At 41.8% G+C, this 24,475-nt stretch carries 16 protein-coding genes and 1 pseudogene; 13 read left to right on the plus strand and 4 right to left on the minus strand.

Annotated features, from left to right (window positions below; all coding sequences use genetic code 11):
• Together HMPREF9449_RS01645 and HMPREF9449_RS01650 are read left to right on the plus strand one after the other, a co-directional pair.
• Window positions 1-831: pseudogene (locus HMPREF9449_RS01645) on the plus strand (hypothetical protein); the annotation flags it as partial.
• 56 nt (window positions 832-887) lie between these two features.
• Window positions 888-2,819: a zinc metalloprotease gene (locus HMPREF9449_RS01650; RefSeq protein ID WP_009135486.1), complete on the plus strand. Its 1,932-nt coding sequence runs from the start codon at window positions 888-890 to the stop codon at window positions 2,817-2,819.
• 111 nt (window positions 2,820-2,930) lie between these two features.
• On the opposite strand, the gene HMPREF9449_RS01655 is transcribed toward HMPREF9449_RS01650, so the two are convergent.
• Complete coding sequence (locus HMPREF9449_RS01655) at window positions 2,931-5,750, minus strand: PD-(D/E)XK nuclease family protein (RefSeq protein WP_009135487.1); 2,820 nt, start codon at window positions 5,748-5,750, stop codon at window positions 2,931-2,933.
• A gap of 150 nt (window positions 5,751-5,900) precedes the next feature.
• Here HMPREF9449_RS01655 and HMPREF9449_RS01660 point away from each other — a divergent pair, with 150 nt between their 5' ends.
• Together HMPREF9449_RS01660 and HMPREF9449_RS01665 are read left to right on the plus strand one after the other, a co-directional pair.
• Window positions 5,901-6,464 carry a nitroreductase family protein gene (locus HMPREF9449_RS01660; protein ID WP_009135488.1) on the plus strand — a complete coding sequence of 188 codons (564 nt, stop codon included), beginning with the start codon at window positions 5,901-5,903 and terminating at the stop codon, window positions 6,462-6,464.
• Between the two features lie 15 nt (window positions 6,465-6,479).
• Window positions 6,480-7,046: a hypothetical protein gene (locus HMPREF9449_RS01665; RefSeq protein WP_009135489.1), complete on the plus strand. Its 567-nt coding sequence runs from the start codon at window positions 6,480-6,482 to the stop codon at window positions 7,044-7,046.
• A 153-nt stretch (window positions 7,047-7,199) separates the two neighbouring features.
• On the opposite strand, the gene HMPREF9449_RS01670 is transcribed toward HMPREF9449_RS01665, so the two are convergent.
• The 3 genes from HMPREF9449_RS01670 to HMPREF9449_RS01680 form a co-directional block, all read right to left on the minus strand.
• The gene (locus tag HMPREF9449_RS01670; protein WP_009135490.1) at window positions 7,200-8,882 is read right to left on the minus strand and encodes an AMP-binding protein; all 1,683 of its coding nucleotides are present in this window, start codon (window positions 8,880-8,882) and stop codon (window positions 7,200-7,202) included.
• Window positions 8,883-9,378: 496 nt separating this feature from the next.
• Window positions 9,379-10,842 (minus strand): aminoacyl-histidine dipeptidase, encoded by a 1,464-nt coding sequence (locus tag HMPREF9449_RS01675; protein ID WP_009135491.1) that lies wholly within the window; start codon window positions 10,840-10,842, stop codon window positions 9,379-9,381.
• Window positions 10,843-10,912: 70 nt separating this feature from the next.
• Window positions 10,913-13,123, minus strand: coding sequence for a S9 family peptidase (locus HMPREF9449_RS01680; protein WP_040611162.1), 2,211 nt, complete (start codon window positions 13,121-13,123; stop codon window positions 10,913-10,915).
• 213 nt (window positions 13,124-13,336) lie between these two features.
• On the opposite strand from HMPREF9449_RS01680, the gene tgt reads away from it, so the two are divergent.
• The 9 genes from tgt (at window position 13,337) to HMPREF9449_RS01725 (ending at window position 24,352) form a co-directional block, all read left to right on the plus strand.
• Window positions 13,337-14,467: a tRNA guanosine(34) transglycosylase Tgt gene (tgt, locus tag HMPREF9449_RS01685; RefSeq protein ID WP_009135493.1), complete on the plus strand. Its 1,131-nt coding sequence runs from the start codon at window positions 13,337-13,339 to the stop codon at window positions 14,465-14,467.
• Between the two features lie 237 nt (window positions 14,468-14,704).
• Complete coding sequence (locus tag HMPREF9449_RS01690) at window positions 14,705-15,784, plus strand: LptF/LptG family permease (protein WP_009135494.1); 1,080 nt, start codon at window positions 14,705-14,707, stop codon at window positions 15,782-15,784.
• A gap of 193 nt (window positions 15,785-15,977) precedes the next feature.
• A complete protein-coding gene (locus HMPREF9449_RS01695) occupies window positions 15,978-17,267 on the plus strand; it encodes a pseudouridine synthase (protein ID WP_009135495.1) in 1,290 nt (429 codons plus the stop codon).
• 135 nt (window positions 17,268-17,402) lie between these two features.
• A complete protein-coding gene (rfbA, locus tag HMPREF9449_RS01700) occupies window positions 17,403-18,278 on the plus strand; it encodes a glucose-1-phosphate thymidylyltransferase RfbA (protein WP_009135496.1) in 876 nt (291 codons plus the stop codon).
• A gap of 89 nt (window positions 18,279-18,367) precedes the next feature.
• A complete protein-coding gene (rfbC, locus tag HMPREF9449_RS01705; protein ID WP_009135497.1) occupies window positions 18,368-18,913 on the plus strand; it encodes a dTDP-4-dehydrorhamnose 3,5-epimerase in 546 nt (181 codons plus the stop codon).
• A gap of 73 nt (window positions 18,914-18,986) precedes the next feature.
• On the plus strand, window positions 18,987-20,063 hold the full coding sequence (rfbB, locus tag HMPREF9449_RS01710) for a dTDP-glucose 4,6-dehydratase (protein ID WP_009135498.1): 1,077 nt from the start codon (window positions 18,987-18,989) through the stop codon (window positions 20,061-20,063).
• A gap of 25 nt (window positions 20,064-20,088) precedes the next feature.
• Entirely contained in the window at window positions 20,089-20,961 is an 873-nt protein-coding gene (gene rfbD / locus HMPREF9449_RS01715; protein WP_009135499.1) for a dTDP-4-dehydrorhamnose reductase, read from the plus strand.
• 119 nt (window positions 20,962-21,080) lie between these two features.
• Window positions 21,081-22,694 (plus strand): ABC-F family ATP-binding cassette domain-containing protein, encoded by a 1,614-nt coding sequence (locus HMPREF9449_RS01720; protein ID WP_009135500.1) that lies wholly within the window; start codon window positions 21,081-21,083, stop codon window positions 22,692-22,694.
• 182 nt (window positions 22,695-22,876) lie between these two features.
• On the plus strand, window positions 22,877-24,352 hold the full coding sequence (locus HMPREF9449_RS01725) for a putative Ig domain-containing protein (RefSeq protein WP_009135501.1): 1,476 nt from the start codon (window positions 22,877-22,879) through the stop codon (window positions 24,350-24,352).
• Window positions 24,353-24,475 lie beyond the last annotated feature (123 nt).

Consider the following 24,475-nt stretch of genomic DNA (forward strand, 5'->3'; position numbering starts at 1 on the left):
TCGTTCTTTTCGATCGAACCGACGAAAACCTACCGTGATTACTTTAACGTCCATATGGTTTATGCCGTTTCGCGTAGAGCTTGTATTGGGGATGACCCGAGCCAGGTAGCTCTTGGAACGGTATTGGATAAAACGAATGGTATCAGCAATCGGTTGAACCTTATACCTGATTATGTGTATACCGCTGTTCCTCGCGGGGTAATACCTTATCCTTCGATAATAATGAATAATAATAACGTAGGTCTAACTTTTTTAAAGGGATCAGGTATTATTGAGCCGAATTACTCTTTTTCCGGTTATTCTATTGGGGGTCGTGGATATCTAAAAAGTACAGTTCTTCATGAATCTGTAGGTCATGGCTTTGGTTTACTTGCTGACGAATATATAAATTATCTAAGTGATGATTGGCAAGAAATCTCTGATAGTAAGAAAAATAGGTTAAAGTTAGATCATGAGAAAGGTCTAAGTTTAAACGTTTCTTTGACAGATGATCCGACATCGGTATATTGGTCTCATTTGATTGGTCACTCTCGTTATCCTTATGTAGGAGTTTATGAAGGGGGATATTATTATGCTAGTGGCGTTTGGAGATCGGAATATGAAAGTGTGATGCGTTCATCGAGAGACTATTTATACTTTAATGCGATCAGTCGTGAATTGTTGGTAAAACGAATCCTTGAACTTTCCGGCGAAGGTTACAGTTTCGAGAAATTCCTTCAGACGGACAGTGACGAAGGACGTCCCGGCAAGGGAACCTCAGTCCGACTTCCGTTTAGTATTAAAAGAAACGGTTGGGTTCATCACCCGCCTGTGATGCTCGATGGACATTAAATGAAGAATGCGTTTGTGCAGATATAAAATCAAATTAACTATTTAAAAACAAGGTTATGAAAAAACTATTATTCTTATCAGTGGTATTATTCGTACTTTGTGGTTGTAGCAATGACGAGATGTTAAAACCGGATCAGCCAGATGACGAAAATACCCTTTTTGTGCCTCATTTTTACGGGGCGGCTTTGTTGGAAAATCCTGCTCCGGGAACGCGTGGTGTGGCGAATACCCTGAAAATTTGGAGTAAACCGATGGCAGAGGAAAATCTTACAGTTAAGTTTCTGAATGGTACGGAACGTTACCGGGAGTTTATTGAGGAAGTCGTAAAAGAATGGGAAAAGGTTGCGGGAGTGCGATTTTATTTTGTTAAAGATAATGAGAATGCCTTGATTCGTATCGGTTTTGATTATGTTCCCGGGATGATGTCGAGTTGGGCTTTAACGGGAACCGACCATTTGCAGGTATATAATCAACAGACGGAGCCGACAGTTCATTTTGCACAGTGGCGTCGTGCTTCCGACGAACTAAAACGCAGCGACGTTCTGAGGGCTTTCGGTCAGGTTTTGGGTTTGGAACTGGAATTTCGTCATCCGAATTTCACTCCGGGCTGGATTACTGATGAAAACGGTAATATAGATGAAACAAGTATACGAGATTACTGGGAAAGTGAGTTAGGCGATTATATAAGTTGGGGAGAGCTAAAGAAAATAGTACTGAATCCGCTTCAGGATCAAACTTTTTTAATATCCAAAACAGACTCTTACGATCCAGAATCGGTAATGACGTGGCCTTTCTATGAAATGATTGCCCAGAATATTCCGCTTATCGAATTTGCAGAAGATTATAAAACTGAATTATCTATTCAAGATAAAGAATTTATTCAAAAATTATACGGATCTACACTGGGAGAATTAGTGCCGGAAGATAGGTATTTGAATTTGATCGAATTCGATTATACGGGGACTACACCAAAATTTACTTTAACGACGACTAAAAATACAGCGGTTATCTGGGATAAAGAGGCTAAAGAGGCTACCAATTTCTATTTGCCTACAGATACGACGACGGTATATAAATTCACTGCAACTCATACTTTTGCAGAAAACAAAAAGCACCGAATCATTATCGCTGAAATTTTGGAACGGGGACAGCAAATTCCGACTGAAAGTACGGCCTTAACCAAATTCGACTTAACTAATGGGGAGGGAGCTGACAATTTTGATATTAAGTTACTGAATAAGGCTTTGTGGTATATTCGGATAATCGGAGGTGAGAATTTTACGAGTCATGATTTTGACTTTACGGGTTACGATAATCTGAAAGAGCTCTATCTTGTAGGCACACTCGATTCCAGAGTAACGGTAGAAAATTGTGATAACCTGGAAGTTTTGGCAACAAGCCGGTTTATTTATAAGCCGGAAGAAGTGAGCGGTCCCTTGCAGACGACAGTTTTAGGTACTTCCGTCGACAATATCTACCTGATAGAGGGTCCCATCGCCGAATGGCCTATGGAAGATATCCCTTTTGCCCAATGGCCTGTTAGTGCCGAACCGGCTTATTCGTTAAGTGATTTAAACGGAACGGGTGTTAGCATTCTTAATTGTGGTAATATCAAAGAGATCAGTTTGGAAAATACCCGGATCAATAATATTGACTTCAGCGACCTTTCCAATTTGGAATATGTATATTTATCGTCGACCAAAGATTATCTTGTAGGCGGTAGTTCTGGATATAATGCCGGAGAATACTTGAATATGGCATTCAGTACTTTAATGGACAGAACGGGTAAAAGTACCGGCATAATCGTATTACGTGGCGTTACGACTTCTACGTCTATCTATCCGCCGGATTATGTGGAAGTTCCCATAGTCATTGATGAACTTGAACAGATCAATGCTCAGCTGGAACTTAAAAACTGGACAGCAATCTGGGATTCGGGATTATGTCCTCAGGACCCGGCTGTTCCTTGGCCAGGAGGTGAGGAGTAAAAAGAACGCAGTCTGATTAATTTAAGATGCAGAATAGCTCGGTGGCGAGTCAAAAGTTTACTTTTGACGGAGGAGCAGTTTTTCCAGCCTGAAGGGCATATACGATCATTTTTATTTTCTACAAATGCCGGAATATTGACAAGTCCGGCATTTTTTTTCACTGGGAGCTTGTGTAAAGGGTTGTTCCGGAGAGAAAAGACGGCTTAGCAAATCAGACAGATGGAGGGAAAATTCCTCTTTGTAAGCGTTGAAATCAGTAATAGAAGTATTATTACATTTTAATTTGTAATCATAATCGTTTCCGAAAAGGAGTTTTATACTGTAAATTCCAGGTATAAGGACAGACGTTTCCGGATGAGAATGTTCAAACATAAGGCAGTAAAGCATCGTTTGGAAGGCTGCTTTATTGCGGAGGGGATTGGAGGAGTCGAATAGGGAACCGATGTTTTTACAATTGGTATTATCGGCTCCGGTTTTATAATCGATTACTCTTACGGTGTTGCCGATCTGGTCTACCCGGTCGATGATGCCGCCGATAAATAGGGGAAAAGTGCCCGAGGGAGTCCGGATAGGGACGGGGATACTGTATTTTTTTTCCATCGAGATGATGCGGAAAGGGCAAAGCGTTTTGTCGTATTGAAACATTCTGCGGATATATTTTTTGATAACTTCCAGAATCAGTTCATTGCTCCCGCTATCAATGAGTTTACTGGTTTGCTGAGTGTAAATACGGAGATAGGAGCGGTATATATGTTCCTCTATAAGCGCAGAGTTGGATAAAAGAGAATCGATAATAGGAGTATTGATTTCCTGTTCTCCTACCGTGGCGTATAGGGATTGTACGGATTCGTGGAAAATATTTCCCAGCAGTCGGTGGTCCAGTTCTTCGGCGATCTCTTCTTTTTCTTTGATGCCGGCTACGTATTTGAAATAAAATTTCAGCGGACAATCGATATAGGCATTCAGTGCAGAAGGTGATAAAGTTGTTTCTTCCGAGAGAGTATACCCTTTCAGCATTTGCAGTATACTTTCATTTTTCGGAATACGAATTTCTTTCTCTTCTTCCAGGGAAATACGATTCTGGAAATTTTGTTCTTTTACAGCTAGTCCGGATTCGTATTTAATCTGATGGAGATATCGGCTCATCTCTCCTCCGTTCAGGTTTTGAATGACCGAGGTATAGAGAATTTTGACATTTTGTGCCCGTTGTAAAAGCCGATAAAAATTATAGGCAAAAAGAGCTTCCCGGTGTTCGGGAGTGGGCAGACGGAAACCGACCCGCAGATTATACGGAATAAAAGAGGAGGGAATATTCGTTTTGGGAAGTGTCCCTTCGTTGGCAGAAAAAATAATCAGATTTTTAAAATCGAGCATACGGGTTTCGAGTAATCCCATGATCTGTAAGCCCTCTAAAGGTTCCCCGGAAAAAGGAATGCTGACGGATCCCAGTAGTTTGTATAAGATCTGCAGATAGAGCTTATTTTCAGGTTCGATTTGTTCTTCCTCGAAAGTATTTTTCAGATTTTGAATACAGAGATAAAGCGTAAAAATAAATTCTTTTTCGATCGCCTGACTTTTTTCGTTTTCCGTATCGAAAGTATGGGCCAATAAGTTCAGGATGCGGAGTAAATAATCCGGTATTTTTTCGTTTTGTTCTTGAAATATAGCTTGGGTAACGGCATTAAAATACAACGATTTGGCAGGGATATAAATAATATTCTTTTGGCGGAAGTCGTCGAGGATTGTATCTATATCTTCGGGACAACTGCTTCGGAGTAATTTGTGATTCAGCAGGGCGATAACCGGTTTATAATAATAATAGGTTTCTTCTCCTTCTGTTTTCGTATAGTTTTTCAGTTCTCCCAGCATATAAATAAGGGCGCCGACAGAGGTATTACGGGCGGGATAACCCATAGTAATATTTATTTTCCGGATGTCTTCCGGGATAGAGTGCATCACCGGTATGAGCAAGCGTTCGTCGCATAAAACCAGGGCAGTACGAATACTGTCTTTTTCGGGCAAATTTTCCAGTAATTGGGGAATCAATTTGGCTTGTCCGATAGCGGAAGGAACAGAAATATATTCAATTTGTTTATTGCTGTATTTAAAATTGTTGAAATGTTCTTTTCCCAGTTCATTGGGAAAAAGTTTCAGGTCTTCCCGGATATACCGGCCGGCTTCGTGGTATTCCTCGGTAGAATAATAGATATCGTAATCCCAGTAGAAACGGGCTTTTTGATTCAGGTGATAAAAAGTGAAAATCTGTTTTTCACAGGGACTCAGTGCATTGAAACCGGCAAAAATAATCGGTTGTTCCTGGGAGTAATCTTCGATATGTTCGTAAAAATGACGTTCACCCATTCCTTCGTAGCATATTCCTTCTGCAGTAAGATGCCTTTTAAAATGAACATAAGTAGCGTACAGGTTATTCCATATTTTTAGGAATTCTTCCTGTTCTTTGCTGTATTTTTCGGGATTAAAATTATTCCAAAAACTTTGGATGACAGCGATTTGCTCGGATGTCAGGTAAGAGAATCCGGATTCCAGTTCTTTGAGGGAAACGATATTGGAAAAGAGTATTTTGGGGTCTACCAGATATTTGTCGATATCGTCGAAATCTTCCAACAACAAATTCCCCCAAAAATAGAAATCCTCAAATTTTTCGTTTGTTCCGGAAGCTTGGAGATAAGCTTTGTAAAGTTTGATCGTAAGGGTGATATTTTCTGCTTTTTTGATTCCGGTCTGGTATTCTATAAATTCATTAAGTGTAAAAATTTCGGGCATCCAGGTGGGCTTATCCACCAATTCCGACAAGGCTTCCGCCAGGAAGAGCCCTGCTCTTTTATTGGGAAAAATGACTGTCAGGTCTTTGAGGTTACACTGATATTTTGTAATAAGGTCCTTAGCAACCAGTTGAATAAATGATGTCATACGAGTTTATACCTGATAGATGATTTGAATTTATGCCTTCCGATCTGATCTTTTCGGATAAAAAACCGTTTCTTGTGAGTAAACTGTTTTTTTTGTTATTAATTTTGCTCAGCAAAGCTACGATTTAAAATTTATAATTGAAATTCATTTATGTTAAAGGATTTATTGCAAAAAAACAGAAGTTATCGCCGTTTTGATCACAGTGTAAGATTATCCCGGGCAGATTTGGCGGAATGGGTGGAACTGACCCGTTATTGTGCTTCTGCCCGGAATGCTCAGGGATTAAAGTACAGGTTGGTGACGGAAGAGGCCGAAGGAGCAAAGGTATTTGAAACGTTGGCCTGGGCTGGTTATTTGAAGGAATGGGCGGGACCGGCAGAGGAGGAAAGACCGGTTGCTTATCTGATTCAGTTGCTGGATACCCGTATCGAAGAGAATTGTCTGTGCGATGACGGTATTCAGGCACAAACCATTTTGCTAGGGGCTGTGGAAAAAGGATTTGGCGGATGTATCATAAAGGCCTTTAAAAATGAAGTCCTACGTACCATTTTGGAATTACCCGATTATATGAAAATTATGTATGTGATTGCTTTGGGGAAACCGGTAGAGAAAATAGTACTGGAAGAGATCGGGGATGGGGATTACAAATACTGGCGGGATGCAGCAGGAACGCATCATGTGCCCAAGCGTACCTTAGAAGAATTGATCTTTTAATTTTTAAGTCGGATTATGAAGCTTCTTTGTGCAGAATATAATTCTGAAGGGAGGATGACGGTAGGAGTCGTCGGAGACAATGCCTTGTTGAGAAATAACAATGATTTTTATTTCCCTGCTTTTACACAGGAACTCAGTTGTGTGCCTCAGCTTGTTTTCCGGGCTTGTAAATTGGGGAAAGGGATTTCGGAGCGTTTCTCCCGTCGGTACTATGATGCGGTAGGAGTGGGACTGAGATTTTATGCAGATACCCTGGAACAGGATTTACAAAAGTTAAAATTGCCTTCCGGCTTATCTGCTTCTTTTGACGATTCGGCTGCGATAAGTGAGTTATCTGAGTATGCAGGTGAAACGACAAGGTATGCATTGCAAATCGATGAACAGTTGGTTTTTGAAGGAAATTCAACGGAATTGCCTGTTTCTGTAGACCGTTTTGTTGCAAAAGCTTCCGAGTATTACATGATCAAAATCGGAGATTTCTTTTTTTGCGGAAATCCGTTTCGTCATAGAGGATTGCAAATAAATACCCGGATCCGGATGTATATGAACGACGTTTGCCGGATGGATTTTTATGTGAGATGAGGAAATAGGTGAGTGCTTCTTTCGGAAGCGATTAACATTTTGCTGATGAACGGCACTCTATACCTGATTAACCTTCCTCTGACCACTCGCTGATGGATAAATCTGCGGTTCGGGTTCGGATCATAAGCGGGTGTACAGCGCCGTTCATCCCTTTTACACCTGAATATTATTGTACAAAAACCGTTTAATTTTTTGAGTAGGCGTTTTTTCAAACGGTTCGCTTTGAATCATCACCAACTGTAATTTCGAGAAATTATTTACCCGGCTGTTTACGTATTCAAAGAGCTCTTTTTTCTGTTCTTCGATCATTTCGTTCAAATGAGCTTTGTAATTTCCGGCCTGGGTTTTTAGTTTTTGGTATTGTTTTTCCAGTTCTTCCATATTGAAATGAACCATAGCGACCAATTTTCCTTTACTTTCTACCACTAAAGACTCGTTTACGAAACGGAAATTATTGATGATCGATTCAATTTCTTCCGGATAAATATTTTCTCCCGAAGCTCCTAAAATCATCGTTTTAATCCTTCCCCGTATAGAAAGGCGGCCTTTGGTGTCGAAAAATCCTAAATCTCCTGTTTTAAACCATCCGTCTGGGGTCATCACTTCCTGGGTTAATTCCGGTTTCTTGTAATATCCCTTCATGACGTGCGGTCCTTTGATCCAGATTTCTCCTTCTCCTTTGTGGTCCGGTTCGTTAATTTTCATACTTACGCCTTCCATCACGGGCCCTACGCCCTGCAGAAAAGTAGCAGAAGGATTACTGCCGGCGCTCATGGGGGCTGTTTCCGTCAGTCCATAACCGATTGCGTAAGGAAATTTCGCTTCGTGCAAAAACCGTTCTACAATAGGGTCCAGTTTAGAGCCTCCGATTCCGAAAAATACCAGTTCTCCTCCGAAGGTTTTCATCAGTTTTTTCCCGGCTAAACGGTTCAGTATTTTCCGGGTCGGTGCGAACTTATGAAGAGTACGCATCATTGCCGAGGAGTTAAAGCGGGGAACGATCTGGGTTTTGTATATTTTTTCAATTACCAGCGGTACGGAAAGAATGACCGTCGGCCGGATTTTTTGCATAGCCGGCACCAGTAATTTGGGAGTCGGTACCCGGTCCAGATAAAAGATTTGTGCTCCGAACAAGAGAGGAAGCAATAAACCTAACGTATTTTCGTAAGTATGGGCCAATGGCAATATACTTAGAAAACGGTCTTTTTCTCCTACAGGCTGTATCGTACTGCATTGGCGTGCATTCCATACCAGATTTTTATGAGTAAGTTCTACCCCTTTTGAAAATCCTGTTGTTCCAGAAGTATAAATAATAGAAGCGGTATCTTCTTCTTCGATCGTTATTTCCGGAAGCGGTGTCTGGTTATTTAAAGCAATTGCGGGTTCCAGCTTTTCGATGGCTTCCGCTTCGTATCCTTCCGGAATAGAAGCGAAGTTATTCATCAGGATTTTATGTTCCAGAAAATCCGTTTTTATCGGAGCAACCAGTTTATAAAGCAGCTTCGAAACGAAAATAACTTTCACTTCTGCATGTTCCAATATATTCTGAATTTCTGTGCTGCTGAAACCGGGGAGTATGGGTACGGATATCGCTCCGATCTGAGCAATGGCGAACTGCGTGATTCCCCAGTTGGGCATATTCGCACTTAAAATAGCTACTTTATCGCCCTTTTGAATCCCTAATGTTAAAAGATGATTGGCTAAAGAAAGGACGTCCTTGTATAAATCCTGGTAAGTTCTGTTTCCTGACTGAACAAAGTTTAAAGATAAATTATTTTTAAACTGGGAACAACTGTTCTTCAGCAGTTCCGGTAAAGTCAATTTTTTCAAGATCATTGTAAAATTATTCACTAATACACCACAAAGATACGATGATTTTTTAATATAGTGGTTAAAGAAGCCTAAAAAGAAAAGAGAAAATGGTTAAATCCTTGAGATAAAGTTAAAAAATTTTTGACATTTGTTTTTTTAACTGTATCCTCCTCAAAAGGCTGGATTCCTTTTCGGAAAGTGTAGATTCAAGCTGCTTTTTATTTTGCCGGGTTCTCCTCCGCCTTATTTTGGGAGAGAGCTGAGAACTCCGTTTGCTATTTTGTAAAGTCGGTCTTCCCTAAACCGCCGATACGGAGGGTTGACCGATTTAAATTTACAGGGTCTCTCTTTTGTAACGTCGCTTTGGCTGGCAAGGTACTGGCCCTATACTTATTGATGAGGGCATTTTGAAAGCAGTACAAAGGCTGATTATCCCTTACTGTTTTGTCGGGGGATTTTAGAGCAGATGACTCCTGAAAACGTATGGTTTTCAGGAGTCATTATTTGTTGTGAAGTTCTTTTATTTTACAGGAACTTCTTTCAGGACTTCTTTCAGATAATCCCAGAATTTCCCGACGGAAGCGATGTTTACTTTTTCGTCAGGAGAATGGGGATGGCAAATGGTCGGTCCAAAGGAGATCATATCCCAGTTGGGGTATTTAGCTCCCAGAATACCGCATTCCAAACCGGCATGTACCGCCATGATTTCCGGTGCTTTGTGATACATTTTCTGGTAAATTTCCTGCATCAATTTCAGAATTGCCGAATGGGGATTCGGTTTCCAGCCCGGATAAGCGCCGTCGAAAATAATCCGGTCGGCTTTTGCCAGCTCGAAAACGGCTTGCAGAGAATCAGCCAGATAATCCTTAGCTGTTTCTACAGAGGAACGCATCAGGGTATTGATGACAATTTTATCTTCTGTCGTTTTTACGATGGCCAGATTGTTGGAGGTTTCCACAGTTCCCGGCATAGAATCGATCATACGCACTGTTCCGTTGGGGCAACCCATAATAGCGTCGATCAGGCGTTCCTGTAAATCTGCATCCATCACCCGAGCCGGAAGTTCTGCTTCTTCTACCAGCAGTTTTACGTCCGGATCTTTTTCTATTAATTCGGCTTTATAAATAGCAGAAGCTTCGGCTACTTTTGCTTGCAGCTGGCCGGCATTTTCGCTGGGAACTGTTACCAGTGCAAAGGATTCTCTCGGGATCGCGTTGCGCAAACTACCTCCATTTACAGCTGCCATTCTCAAGTCTAACGCTTTAGCATTGGCTTTTAAAAAGCGGAATAATAGTTTATTGGAATTTCCGCGTCCCAAATTGATATCCATACCGGAATGTCCGCCTTTGAGGCCTTTTAATGACAGTTTGAAAGCTTTGCTATCGGCAGGTACAGCGGCTTCTTTGTAATCGAATTCTATCGTAGAATCTAATCCACCGGCGCAACCTACATACAATTCTCCTTCTGTTTCAGAATCCAGGTTTAATAAAATATCTCCTTTCAGTACTCCGGGTTTTAAGCCGTTAGCACCGTCCATACCGGTTTCTTCCGTAGCGGTGATCAGAACTTCGATCGGTCCGTGGGGAATATCGGTAGCTGTTAATACAGCCATTCCTGCAGATACGCCCATTCCGTTATCGGCTCCCAGGGTTGTGCCTTTAGCCCGTACCCATTCTCCGTCTACATAGGCATCAATGGGATCTTTAGTAAAATCGTGAACCTTATCTTCATTTTTCTGCGGAACCATATCCAGATGTCCCTGAAGAATAATTCCTTTGCGGTTTTCCATACCCGGAGTAGCCGGTTTTCTCATGATGATATTGCCTACTTCATCTATAGTCGCGTCGATTTGGTTTTCTTTGGCCCAGTTCATCATAAATTCCCTGGCTTTTTCTTCGTGATTGGACGGTCTCGGTACTTGGGTCAATTTGTAAAAATTCTCCCAGATTGCTTTTGGTTGAAGATCTCTAATTGTTTCGCTCATATTGTTTGATTTTAATTGAATGTTTAAATGTAAAAACGTGAAAAGGTAAAGACGTTTAAGCGTCTTTACATCATTTCAAATTTTTATTTAAAAAGTTTACGAATTTCGTATACAATTGCAGACTCGTATTGCCTCCGTAGATGCTGTGATTGCGATTGGTGTAAATGCCCATGTCGAATTGCTTGCCGGCTTGTACCAGGCGTTCGGCTAATTCATAGGTGTTTTGCACGTGTACATTGTCGTCGGCTGTCCCGTGGCAGAGCAGAAGGTTACCTTTTAATTGACCGGCCCAGTTGAGGGGGGCATTTTCATTATAACCTTTTTCGTTTTCCTGCGGAGTACGCATATATCTTTCCGTATAAATGGAATCGTAGAATTTGTAATGGGTGACGGGGGCTATTGCAATAGCTGTACTGAAAACGTCATTTCCTTTCATAATGCAGAGAGAAGACATGAATCCTCCGTAACTCCATCCCCAGATACCGACTTTTTTACTGTCGATGTAAGGTTTTTCTGCCAGCCACTTAGCCGCGGCAATCATGTCGTCACTTTCCAGTTTTCCCAATTGCATATACGTACATTTCCGGAATTCTTCCCCTCTGGCGGCTGTCCCCCGGGGATCAATACAGGCTACGATATAACCTTCCTGAGTAAGATAGTGCAACCAGTTGATACCCCCCCAGCTGTTCTTGACCTGTTGGGAATTCGGACCGCTATACTGGGTAATGAGCAAAGGGTAGGCTTTATTCGGATCAAAATTTACCGGTTTCATGATCCAGGCGTTTAACATCGTTTTGCCATCGGCAGCCGGGATTTGTATAAATTCTTTCGGAGAAATCGCATAATTTTGGATGACTTCCTGGAGTTGTTGATTGTCCTCCAATACCCTTACCGGTTTTACTTTGGCATTGTACAACCGAATGACGGGCGGATTTTCTGCATCAGAAACCGTATTGATGTAATAATTGTAATTTTTACTGAAGTTTACTTCATTCCATCCTTTTTCCGGAGTCAGTTTTTTCTTTTTACCTTTACTGTCTATAGCGTAGACGTACTTTTCCAGGGGAGACTCCTCGTAAGAAGAGTAATAGTAGGTTTTCCGGACCGGATCGTAGCCGTAAAAATCAGCAATGTCGTAAGGTCCGGAAGTAATCGCTTTTTTCTCGTGTCCCGTCATGTCGTACAAATACAGGTGCATATACCCGCTTTTTTCACTGGTGATAATAAAATGTTGCCCGTCCGCTGTAAAGAATAAATTGTCGAAATTACTTTCGTCTATATAGTATTTATTTTCTTCCCGGTATAGAACATTGGAAACGCCGGTACGGGCGTTGGTCAGCAACACTTCCATCTTATTTTGCAACCGGTTGAGCCGGATAATCGCCAACTTTTTCGGATCTTGGGTCCAACGGATACGGGGAATATAAAGGTCGGTTTCTTCACCGATATCCATTTTTAAGGTGGTCTTGTCCTGAATGTCGTATACATGAACCGATACGGTCGAATTGGCTTCTCCGGCTTTCGGGTATTTGTAACTGTAAACGGAGGGGTAGACTTCGTTTTCTTTTATAGCCGGTGCTTGTCCTTCGAACATATTCATCGGAAATTCTTTTACCTGACTTTCATCAAACCGGATAAAAGCGATGGCAGAACCGTCGGGAGCCCATTCAAAAGCCCGGTTAAAAGCAAATTCTTCTTCGTATACCCAGTCAGGAGCCCCATTAATGATATGATTGTATTTCCCGTCGAAAGTAATCTGACGTTCGGTTTTAAAACGGATATCGTAGATAAACAGATTATTGTCCCGCATAAAGGCAATTCTCAGTCCATCCGGAGAAAAAGTAGCTAAACGTTGTTTGCCGTTTTCAGAAAGCGGATTTAACTCTTTGTTTTTAAAATCGAATATATAATAATCGGCAGTAAAAGAACGGCGATAAATAGGAGTGATGTTCGTACTGATCAGGAGTCGACTTTCATCAGCATTGAATTGATAATCTGATATATACTTTACTTTGTCGTTTCCTTCAATCGTTTCCAGGTCCAACAAGGTGGCGACCGCTTGTCCGGTTTTGTAACTGTATTTGACTATTTTTTTACCTCTGTTTTCCAGCACGGTATAGTGTTCTCCGTCGTTCATGGAACGTATGCCATATACTCCTTTGCTTCGGAATGTACCGTCTTTAAAAAAATCGTTCAGACTTAATTGTTTGGTTTGGGCCATAGTTTGGTTCCCTGCACTCACCAGCATCAATAAAATTAAAATGTGATATATTCTTTTCATCGTTTAAAATTGTTTGGTAATTCAATCGTGCCTCAAAGGTTTAAAAAAAAACTTTGTTTTCAAAGGATTTTTCCTGTCAAAGTTAACATTCCTTTCTTTTCCTGCTTCTTTTATCTGCTTTTGTTAATCCTTCAAATAATCGGTAATCTCTAAAAAATATATATCTTTGCAGTTCATTAATTAGCAAAATTAAAGTTTGTTCGGTTGCCGGTCATGCAATATACCCTATTAGCAAAAGATAAAAACAGTGAGGCGCGTTGTGGCGTATTGACAACAGCCCATGGGGATATCCATACTCCTATTTTTATGCCGGTGGGGACAGTGGGAACGGTGAAAGCGGTACATGCGCGGGAATTAAAAGAGGATATCCGGGCAGAAATTATTCTGGGGAATACCTATCATTTGTATCTGAGACCCGGTACTGAGGTTTTGCAAGCTGCCGGCGGTTTACATCGGTTTAATGCCTGGGACAGACCGATTCTGACAGATAGTGGAGGATTTCAGGTATTTTCCCTTACAGAAAATCGAAAGATCACGGAAGAGGGAGTAATCTTTCGCTCCCATATCGACGGTTCGAAACATATATTTACTCCGGAGAAAGTGATGGATATTCAGCGGAAGATTGGATCGGATATTATTATGGCTTTCGATGAATGTCCTCCCGGTACGAGTGAATATGGATATGCGAAAAAGTCTTTGGAATTGACCCAGAGATGGTTGGAACGTTGTATAGCCCGTATCGATGCTACCGAGCCTTTGTATGGTTATGAACAAAATTTGTTCCCGATCGTACAGGGATGCGTATACAAAGATTTGAGGGAGAAATCGGCGGAACATGCCGTTGCTTTAAACCGGGCCGGTTATGCTATCGGCGGATTGGCTGTGGGAGAGCCTGCAGAGGATATGTATGCCATGATTGAGGTGGTCAACCGGATTTTGCCTCAGGATAAACCCCGTTATCTGATGGGAGTCGGGACGCCTGAGAATATCCTGGAAGCCATTGCTTTGGGCGTAGATATGTTTGATTGTGTGATGCCGACACGGAACGGGCGGAATGGAATGTTGTTTACCACGGAGGGGATTATCAATATAAAAAACCAGAAATGGGAAAGGGATTTTTCTCCGCTCGACCCGGCAGAAATATGTTATGTAGATGCGGATTATTCGAAAGCTTATCTGCGTCATCTCATTAAAGCGAATGAGATTTTAGGATTGCAGATCTGCTCTATCCATAATCTGGCTTTTTATTTGTGGCTCGTACGGGAAGCCCGTAAACATATAATGGAAGGCGATTTTCTGGAGTGGAAAAACCGGATGATCAGAAAAGTAACGACACGCTTGTAAAGAGATGGAAAGGGGGTTGGATGTTTAGAGGCGTATGGAGAATTAATGCTTCACTCGTTAACGGAACTTTCGTTCCGGATTAACCTTTAGTAGAATCCGAAGGTTTAGGAATGAGACATGAAAATCCTTCCGCTTTTGAACTCTTGAACTTAAACGAATAGTATTCTAGATAAGAACAGAAAGATAAAAGGCAGCAACCAGAGGGTTCGATATGGATAAACTGCTGTGAGAGGTATTATGAAAAGACTCGATTTATATATTATCCGGAAATTTTTAGGGACATTCTTTTTTTCCCTGGCGCTGATTCTGTGCATTGTGGTCGTGTTCGATGTATCGGAACGTCTGGAAAAATTTATCGAATACGAAGCTCCTTTGCGGGCTATTATATTTGATTATTATATGAATTTCATTCCTTATTTTGCGAATGTTTTTTCTGCATTGTTCACTTTTATCTCTGTCATTTTCTTTACTTCCAAAATGGCTTATGACAGTGAAATTATTGCGATTTTAAGTACGGGCATCAGCTTCAATCGTTTTTTGGTACCCTATTTGATTTCAGCGACGATTATCGCTATTTTATCGTTTTTCCTGAGCGCTTTTGTCATTCCGAATGCCAACCAGACCCGTATCCAGTTTCAGAAAGAGTATATGGGTAAAAAATACGCTAACCGGGAAGCCAATATTCACCGGCAGATAGCTCCCGGAGTGTATATTTATATGTCCAATTATTCTGTGGCTTCCAATATAGGATATGACTTTTCTTTGGAGAACTTTCAGGGGGATACCTTGGTGAGTAAACTGACCTCCACCCGCATCAACTGGGATGAAAAAAAGGGAAAATGGGTAATTAATAACTGGAAATTGAGAGAATTGGAAGGGGATAAAGAAATATATACTACGGGTCGCGAATTGGATACTTTATTGAATTTTATGCCTTCTGAATTTTCGGAAGATCCCAGTAAAATTAAGGAGCAATTGACCTTACCGGAGTTGAACGAGTATATCGAACGCATGCGGTTGAGGGGAAGTTCCAATGTTACGGAATTCCAGATCGAGAAATACAAGGTTTGGTCCAGTGCTTTCGCTACCTTTATTCTGACCATTATAGGAGCCTGTATTTCTTCCCGTAAGATCAGAGGAGGGATGGGGCTGCATTTGGGATTGGGGTTATTACTCAGTTTTTCCTATATCTTATTTATGCAATTTTCAACTGTTTTTGCAACAAATGGAAATATGAATCCGTTATTATCTGTGTGGCTGCCGAATATATTGTTTACGGTAATTGCTTTGTTTGTATACAGGACGGCTCCTAAATGATAGACAGAAAAATAAGTGAATTATTCGGAGATTTGGGAATAAAAATGTGTGATAAAAGGAGGAGTGAACAGATTTTTGTTCTTTATGCGTTTCCGGAGCTATACCTTCAAAATAAGAAATGACAAAAATATAAAGATAAAATACCGTGGGGATGGGAATGGTGCATATATCGGAGCGTGATTAAAATTGAATTATGGAAAGAAATTATAATAGAAAAGAAAACGGTGGAAGTCGAAAACCGGTTGGTCGTAATTTTCGTAAGGAGAGCTACGACAGAAACTTCAATAATGAAAGGAGAGAACGTCAGGACGGTGAAAGGAGGGAAAGGAGGAGTTTTGGAAAAGAACGTTTTAACAGTGAAAGGCGTGATTCTGCTGAAAATAGAGAGGCATTCCGGGAAACTGCTCCGAGATTCCGGAAAAGAGAGAGAATCGGGGAAAATACGCACCGTGAGAGCCGTGAGTATATAAGAAAGGATTATTATAATCCGGAGGCCCGCAGAGAGACGCACACAGGACCTGAAAAGCGCGACGATAGAAGGGAGAGGAAGGAATTCCGGAGAACAGAATCCCCGCGTCCTTTCCGGAAAAATACGTATAGACAGGAAAACCGGACGGATTTTTCTGAAAGGCGGCGTTCGGGTTCCTTTGACAATAATCCCCGCTTTGAACAGCGGGAAGAGATCAGCGCAGCTAAAAAAGAGGAGCTTCGGAAAAAGCATTATAGTAAAAAGAAACAACTGGCTCATTTACAAAAGAAAGCGGATGAAAATGTATTTATCCGCCTGAATCGTTATATTTCGATGGGAGGGATATGTTCTCGCCGGGATGCCGATGCCCTGATTGTGGCCGGGAGAGTGAAAGTGAATGGGGAAGTGGTGGAAGCAGTAGGAATAAAGGTGAAGAGAACGGATAAAGTGGAAGTGGATGATTCTATTATTACTCCGGAGAAAAAAGTATATTTGGTTTTAAATAAGCCGAAAGATTATGTGACTACAGTGGAGGATCCTCTGGAACGTAAAACGGTAATGGATTTGGTCGAGAACGCTTGTAAAGAACGAATATATCCGATTGGCCGGTTGGATAGGCAAACCACAGGAGTGCTTCTTTTTACAAACGACGGGGAGTTGGCTAAAAAGTTAACTCATCCTAAATATGAGCACAAAAAGATCTATCATGTATTTTTAGACCGGCCTCTGGAAGAGAAGGATTTGGAGAAAATTGCGGCGGGGATTGAATTGGAAGATGGCTTGATAAAAGCAGATGAAATTAATTATACCTCTCCCGACGGGACGCAGGTCGGGATAGAGATTCATTCGGGCCGGAACCGGATTGTAAGACGTATATTTGAGAATCTGAATTACCAGATTGTCAAGTTGGACCGGGTATATTTTGCTGGGATTACTAAGAAAAATTTACCTCGCGGAAAATGGAGATTCCTGACTCCTCAAGAAGTGAAAATTCTCAAAGTGTATAATGTATAAAAGTGTAGGTTTACTCGAAAAGAAAGCCGTGTAATCATTTGAGCTTGTATTTTTGCGTATTGAATCGTTATTTTCACCTGCTGTCGTGTCGGCAAACATTGGTCTGGAAAGAATGAAAGACAAGAAAATAAAATTATGAAGGGAATTGTTTTAGCCGGAGGATCCGGCACCCGTTTATATCCCATTACGAAGGGGGTATCGAAACAATTATTGCCGATTTACGATAAGCCCATGATTTATTACCCGATTTCGGTTTTAATGTTGGCGGGAATACGGGAAATATTGATTATTTCTACCCCTCAGGATTTGCCTGGTTTTCGTCGGTTATTAGGAGATGGGTCGGAGTATGGAGTCCGGTTTGACTATGCGGAGCAGGCTCGGCCGGAGGGATTGGCGCAGGCGTTTCTGATTGGAGAAAAATTTATCGGGGAAGATTCCGTATGCCTGGTATTGGGAGATAATATATTTTATGGACAATCGTTTACCCGAATGCTGAAGAACGCAGTAGAAACTGCCGAAAAAGAGAAAAAAGCTACTGTATTCGGATATTATGTGAACGATCCGGAACGCTATGGAGTAGCTGAATTCGATTTGTCGGGAAATGTTTTGAGTATTGAAGAAAAACCGACGGTCCCGAAATCCAATTATGCCGTAGTCGGATTATATTTTTATCCCAATAAAGTTCTTTCTGTTGCCAAAAATGTTCGGCCTTCTGCTCGGGGAGAGTTGGAAATAACGACTGTCAATCAAACGTTTTTGAAAAGCGGAGAACTAAAGGTTCAGGTGTTGGGACGTGGATTTGCCTGGCTGGATACGGGTACTCACGATTCCTTATCGGAGGCTTCTACCTTTATTGAGGTAATTGAAAAGCGGCAGGGGTTGAAAATAGCTTGCCTGGAGGAAATTGCTTATAAGCAGGGGTGGATTGATGCCGATCAATTGAGAAAAGCGGCAGTTGCTATGACTAAAAACGAATATGGGCAGTATTTGTTGAAACTGTTAGGGTGCTAAGAAATATCGGGGAATGTCCGGATCTTGTCCGGGGAAACTGAAAAGAGTGGCTAATCGTCTGTAATACTAAAACATAAGGATTAGAGAGAATGAATGTAATTGAAACAGCTATAGAGGGGGTTGTCATTTTGGAACCTCATTTATTTGAAGATACAAGGGGATATTTCTTCGAGAGTTTTTCTCAGCGGGATTTTGAAGAAAAGGTTGGAAGGGTAAATTTTGTCCAGGATAACGAATCCAAATCTTTTTACGGGGTGCTTCGGGGATTGCATTATCAGTTGGCTCCTTATGAACAGGCTAAATTAGTACGGGTTGTAAAAGGATGTGTCTGGGATGTAAATGTGGATTTACGGAAAGATTCTCCGACCTTCGGGAAGCATGTTGCAGTGGAACTGAGTGAAAAAAATAAACGGCAATTATTTATTCCCAAGGGGTTTGCCCATGGATTTGCCGTATTGAGCGAGGAAGTTATTTTCCAATATAAATGCGATAATTATTATACACCCGGTCAGGAAGGAGGAATCCGCTTTGATGATCCTGAGCTGGGGATTGATTGGCGTATTCCGCAGAAAGATATACTTTGTTCGGAAAAAGATAAGCAGCTGAAATCTTTTCGGGAGAGTTTCGTGTTTTAGATTTTGACGATCGGAAAGATATCCAACAGGGAGGAAGTTTAAGAGCATTTTGCTGTCGGTATAAAAAAAGCTTATGAAAACTATTTTAATAACAGGAGGGGCCGGTTTTATCGGTTCCCATTTGGTAAGGCATATGTTGGATAAATATCCGGCTTATCGGATTGTGAATGTGGATAAACTGACCTATGCGGGAAACCTGGAAAATTTGCGGGACATCGAAGAAAAACCAAATTATGAATTTGTACGAGCGGATATTTGCGATTACCCCCGTATGCAATCCCTGTTTGCACATTATCGGATAGAGGGAGTGATACATTTGGCTGCGGAAAGTCATGTGGACCGTTCCATCCGGGATCCTTTTGCTTTTGCCCAGACTAATATTATGGGAACACTGAGTTTGTTACAGGCGGCTAAAACCGCCTGGGAAGGAGCTTGGGAGGATAAATTATTTTATCATGTTTCGACCGACGAGGTGTACGGATCTTTGTCGGAAGGAAAAGGCTTGTTTACCGAGACGACCCGTTATGAGCCGCATTCCCCTTATTCGGCTTCTAAAGCTTCTTCCGATCATTTTGTCAGGGCTTATCACGATACTTACGGTTTGCCCGTAAAAATTTCGAATTGTTCGAACAATTACGGGGCTTATCAGTTTCCGGAAAAATTGATTCCTTTGTTTATCAACAATATCCGTTATAACAGACCTTTGCCGGTGTATGGAAAAGGTGAAAATGTACGGGATTGGTTGTTTGTGGAGGATCATGTACGCGCGATCGATTTAATTTTTCATCAAGGAAAACTGGGAGAGACATACAATATCGGAGGATTTAACGAATGGAAAAATATTGATTTGGTCCGGTTGTTGGTGAGCATTACGGATCGGTTGCTGGACCGCCCGAGGGGAGCTTCTGAGAAATTGATTACCTATGTGGAGGACCGGGCCGGACATGATGTACGTTATGCCATTGATTCTACTAAATTGAAGAAAGAATTGGGCTGGGAGCCTTCTTTGCAATTTGAAGAAGGACTGGAGAAAACCGTACGTTGGTATTTGGAAAACGAAGAATGGCTGGATCGTGTGACGAGCGGGGAGTATCAATTGTATTACGAAAAAATGTACGGTACCCGGAAAGTAAGGTCATCCGGACTCTAAAAAAAGTAAGAAAGAGAATAAGATTATGGCAAATATATTAGTGACTGGTTCAAAAGGACAATTGGGGACAGAACTCCGGAAAACAGGATTTACTCTTTTAGACGAGGTTTTTTATACGGATCTGCCGGAACTGGATATTACAGACGAGCAAGCGGTATGGAATTTTGTAAGGGAAAAAGAAATCGATACGATTGTTAATTGTGCGGCTTATACGGCTGTAGAGCAAGCGGAAGAGGAAAAGGAGAGGGCGGCTTTTATCAATACCACGGCCGTGGCCAATTTAGCTAAAGTTGCGGCAGCCGAAGACTGTTTATTGATTCACATCTCTACCGATTATGTTTTTGACGGAACAGCAACAGTTCCTTATACGGAAAAAGATCGGCCTTGTCCCCAGAATGTGTACGGCATGACGAAATGGGAAGGAGAGCGGGCGATTCAAAAATCAGGCTGTTTGGCCGTTATCCTCCGGACAGCTTGGTTGTATTCTGCCAACGGGAATAATTTTGTAAAAACGATTCTTCGTCTGGCTTCTGAGAAGGGAGAGGTCAGTGTGGTGGCCGATCAGATCGGTACTCCTACTTATGCGGCAGATTTGGCAAAAGTAATTGTCGAAATAGTAGCTGAAAACGAGCTGGAGAATACGGTGGAAATTTATCATTATACCAATGAAGGAGCCTGCAGTTGGTATGAGTTTGCCCGGGAAATTGTAGCTCAGAGTGGAATAGAATGTAAAGTACATCCTTTGACGACAGCTCAATATCCGACGAAAGCCAAGCGTCCTGCTTATGCTATCCTGGATAAAACGAAGATAAAACGAAGATATAGAATCGAAATCCCGCTGTGGCAGGAAGCTTTGGGAAGATGTCTTACGGCCCTGTCTGAAACAGATAAGGGATAATTTATTTTTCCCTTGTCGGGAAGCAGGGGAACGATTGCAGGAACCAAAATAATATTGTAAATTTGCGCTCGTTTTGAAGAAAGTAAAATATTGAATATCAGTAAAAAGTATATTGAGTAATGATTACAGTTTCGAATTTAGAGATTCAGTTTGGAAAACGTATTTTATTTCAAGATGTAAATTTAAAGTTTACTCCGGGAAATTGTTATGGTGTAATTGGAGCGAATGGTGCCGGTAAATCCACTTTGTTGCGGATTTTAAGCGGTGAGTTGGAACCGACACGCGGAACTGTAATGTTTGGGCCGGGAGAACGTTTGTCGGTATTGAAACAGGACCACTTTGCTTATAATGAATGCACGGTACTGGATACGGTATTGCAGGGCCATATGGATTTATGGAACGTCATGAAGGAGAAGGATGCTTTATATGCAAAGCCTGATTTTTCGGATGAAGACGGCGTTCGGGCAGCAGAGTTGGAGGAAAAATTTGCTGAAATGGACGGGTGGAATGCAGAAAGTGATGCTGCTTCTTTATTAAGCGGTTTGGGAATAAAGGAAGAACTGCATTATTCCTTGATGAAAGATTTGAGCGGTAAGCAAAAAGTACGCGTATTGTTGGCTCAGGCTTTGTTTGGAAAGCCGGACAATCTGCTGCTGGATGAGCCGACCAATGACTTGGATATAGAGACGGTTATGTGGTTGGAAAATTACCTGTCTAATTATGAGAATACGGTATTGGTTGTTTCGCACGACCGTCATTTTCTGGATGCTGTGAGTACGCATACGGTAGATATCGACTTCGGTAAAATCCAGCTGTTTGCAGGTAATTATAGTTTCTGGTATGAGTCCAGCCAATTAGCTTTGCGTCAGGCACAAGCCAAGAATAAGAAAGCGGAGGAGAAGAAAAAGGAATTGATGGAGTTCATTCAGCGGTTTAGTGCGAATGTGGCGAAATCGAAACAGACCACCAGTCGTAAAAAGATGCTGGAAAAATTAAATGTAGAAGAGATTATGCCTTCTACCCGTAAGTATCCGGGGATTATTTTTACCCCGGAACGGGAAGTCGGAGATAAGATTTTGGAAGTAACGGGTTTGTCTAAGCAAGTAGAAGGGAAATGGTTGTTCCGGGAAGTGGAGTTCACAGTGGAGAAAGGGGATAAAATTGTTTTCTGGTCGAAGGATCCGAGAGCCATGACGGCATTGCTGGAAATTATAACCGATAATTTGAAAGCCGATAGCGGAAGTTATAGCTGGGGAGTGACGGTGACAACAGCTTATTTACCGATTGATAATTCGGCTTATTTCGATACGGATATGAAACTGATCGATTGGCTGGGACAATTTTCGGATGATACGAGCGAAACATTTCTCCGGGGATTTTTGGGAAAGATGTTGTTTTCAGGAGAAGACATTTATAAAAATGTGAAAGTGTTGTCGGGAGGAGAAAAAATGCGTTGTATGATTGCCCGCATGATGCTGAAGAATGCCAATGTTTTGGTTTTGGACTCTCCCGCCAATCACCTGGACTTGGAATCGATACAAGCCTTTAATAATATGTTGGTGTCCTTTAAAGGGATTGTGTTGATGAATTCGCACGACCATGAATTTATTCAGACGGTTTGTAACCGGATTATCGAGTTGACCCCTGAGGGGACAATTGATAAACGGATGGATTTTGACGATTATATAACCAGTGAAACGATACGGGAGCAGTCGGCGAAAATGTATAAATGAGAGACGGAGATCGATAAACTTTCTGGAATAAGTTGGTAATTGCTGAAAAGAAGGCCCCTCTGGGGGAAGGTGAAATTTTGTTTGGGGAGGTTGCTTTTCCGGAGGAAGTGTTGATTTTATTCCGAGCACGGATTCGCTGAGAGCCGTTTGTATATAAGCAGTTTAATTAAAACCTTATAGATATGAAAGGTGTGTTGTATTTATTTTGGATATTGTCGGTTTGGGGATGTACTCAAACAGAAAAGAAGTATGAACATGTATTTGAGGGAGCTCCCCGAATAAATGCTCCTTATGTGACGGGGAATTATCCTCATACGGAGTTTGTTTTTGCCGTACCGACGTCCGGGGAACGCCCGATGACCTGGAGAGCTGAAAATTTACCGGAAGGTTTGTTACTGGATTCGGGGACCGGTATTATTCGGGGAGTGGTAAATGAAGCGGGGGATTATAAAGTGAAAATTACAGCGGAAAATGCAAAGGGGAAAAGTGTGAGTGAGCTGAATATCCAGATAGGCGATGAGTTGGCGCTTACACCTGTTATGGGGTGGAATAGCTGGAATACCTTCGGACCTGAACTGACAGAGGCTTTGGTGCTGGAGACAGCAGATGCTATGATTGCTAATGGAATGCGGGATTTGGGTTACCAATATATCAATATTGACGACTACTGGCAGTTGAAAGACCGGGGAGCAGACGGACGGATACAGATCAATAAGGAAAAATTTCCCCGGGGTATAAAATATGTGGCAGATTATTTACACGAAAGAGGATTCCGTTTGGGCATTTATTCCGATGCTTCCCGTTATACTTGTGGAGGTGTATGTGGAAGTTATGGGTATGAAGATATCGATGCCCGGGATTTCGCTTCCTGGGGAGTGGATCTGTTAAAGTATGATTATTGCGGGGCTCCTGAAGAACGGGATACTGCAATAGTAAGGTATCGGAAAATGGGAGAAGCTTTACGGGCTACCGATCGTTCTATCGTATTTAGCGTATGCGAATGGGGAGGGCGTGAACCCTGGACCTGGGCTAAGGAGGTCGGAGGACATTATTGGCGTACTACCGGGGATATCCGGGATAAATGGAGTACAGACAATAAAAATTTTTTAGGAATAGTCAATATCCTGGACCGGAATAAAAATCTGGCTGATTATGCAGGTCCGGGGGCATGGAACGATCCGGATATGTTGACTGTGGGAATATTCGGGAAAAGTTTCAGTATTAACGACGGCCGGAAGGATTTTGGATGTACTTTGGAAGAATACAGGAGTCATATGAGTTTGTGGTGTATGATGGCAGCCCCTTTATTAAGCGGAAATGATGTCCGCTCGATGGCCGATTCGGTAAAAGATATTCTTTTAAATGAAGAAATAATAGCCATCAATCAGGATGCATTGGGAAAACAGGCTGTGGTCGTGAAAACGGAAGGAAATTGTGAAATATGGCAAAAAAACTTAGAGGATGGAGTCGCAGTGGCTGTGTTGAACCGGGGAGAACAACCGGAAACCGTCACCCTTCATTTTAAAGAAATGGGCATGAAGGGAAAAGTAAAGGTCAGGGATATCTGGAAACATGTAAATTTGGGGACGATGGAAACATTGACCGTGTCCCCTAAGGCTCACGGTACGGAAGTGTATAAGTTGACTTTAAAAAAGTAGGTGTAATGGGGGAATAGTCGGAAGCTTCCCTCGCTTTTCTGTCAACTCAAGCTCTGTTAAAACACCAAAACTTCCTCCTCTTAGCACACGACATGTGACTAACAGGAGGAAGTTTCTCTTCGG

Origin of the sequence: Odoribacter laneus YIT 12061 (genome assembly GCF_000243215.1) — a bacterium.
Lineage (GTDB): Bacteria > Bacteroidota > Bacteroidia > Bacteroidales > Marinifilaceae > Culturomica > Culturomica lanea.